General features: G+C 43.2%; 1 protein-coding gene. It reads left to right on the top strand.

All coding sequences use genetic code 11. The features are described from left to right. The first annotated feature begins 20 nt into the window (after positions 1-20). Positions 21-1,225 (top strand): IS3 family transposase gene (locus R7O12_RS25545; RefSeq protein WP_151514398.1). Its coding sequence is split into 2 segments (ribosomal slippage): positions 21-372 and positions 372-1,225, totalling 1,206 coding nucleotides; the frame shifts between segments, so codons are not numbered across the junction. The last annotated feature ends 33 nt before the right edge of the window (positions 1,226-1,258 follow it).

Genomic DNA, 1,258 nt, shown 5'->3' with positions numbered 1-1,258 from the left:
CCCCAAAATTGGAGAGTGTTATGAAATCAACAACTAAAAGAACTCAGCGCGATTACTCCCTCGCTTTTAAACTCACTGTAGTTGATGAGGTTGAAAAAGGAAGCCTCACTTACAAACAAGCCCAAGAGAAGTATGGCATCCAAGGTTGCTCTACGGTTTTGGTTTGGCTTCGTAAGCATGGTCGACTAGATTGGTCTAAAGGGACACCTAACTTTATGTCCAAAGGAGACTCTATGGCCGAGTTCAATTCACCTCCTACACCAGAGCAACGTATTAAAGAGCTTGAGAAGCAGCTCGAAGATGCTCAACTCAAAGCCGACTTCTTTGAAGCTGTCGTGAACGTTATGGAACGTGACTATGGTGTTAGAGTGACAAAAAAGCACAAAGAAGCGTTGTCCAAGAGAAAACCATAGTAGGTTTGAGCGTTACGAAGTTTTGTCAGTTAGTACAAATCTCTCGCCAAGCTTATTATAAGCAATGCCAAACTCAATCTCGTTGTGAACATCATGAGCATGCTGTCATTGGCTTTGTCCGTGAAGTCAGGCTGAAGCAGCCACGCATTGGCACGCGTAAACTGAAGTTCTTAGCAGCAACAAAGGGCATTCAAATAGGTCGCGACAAGCTCTTTGAACTTCTCAGAAAGCATCGGCTGTTAGTGAGAGCAAGACGAGCCTATCACCGAACGACTGACAGCCGTCATCGATTTTTCTGTCACCCAAACAAAGTGAAAGATGGGCTGACACCAACGAAGCCAGAACAACTGTGGGTTGCTGATATTACTTACTTGCCAACTCAAAATGGAGAGAGTTATCTCAGCTTGGTTACAGACGCTTATTCAAGGAAGATTGTTGGTTTTTATGTGGATGACAACATGAAAACTCAATCAGTTAAGCGGGCATTTATCTCAGCTCTCAGGCAACGGCAGAGTGAAGAAAAGCTAATACACCACTCAGATAGAGGCTCACAATACTGTTCGAAGGAATATCAAGATATCCATAAGAAACATAGAGTGACTTGCTCAATGACTGACGGGTATGACTGTTATCAGAATGCTTTAGCTGAGCGTGTAAATGGGATACTCAAAATGGAGCTCTTGCTGAAGAAACCGAAAGATCTGAAAGAAGCAAGGACGATGGTAGCAGAGTCTGTAGATATCTATAATCAAATGAGGCCTCATACGGCTTTAAAATACAAAACGCCCGATGAAGTACATCGAGCGTTTTAGTTAAAAAGTGTCAACCCATATCAGGACGGGTCA

Source organism: Vibrio sp. Vb1574 (assembly GCF_033338675.1).
The sequence above is the reverse complement of the archived record's forward strand: the minus strand, read 5'-3'. Positions and strand labels throughout refer to the sequence as shown.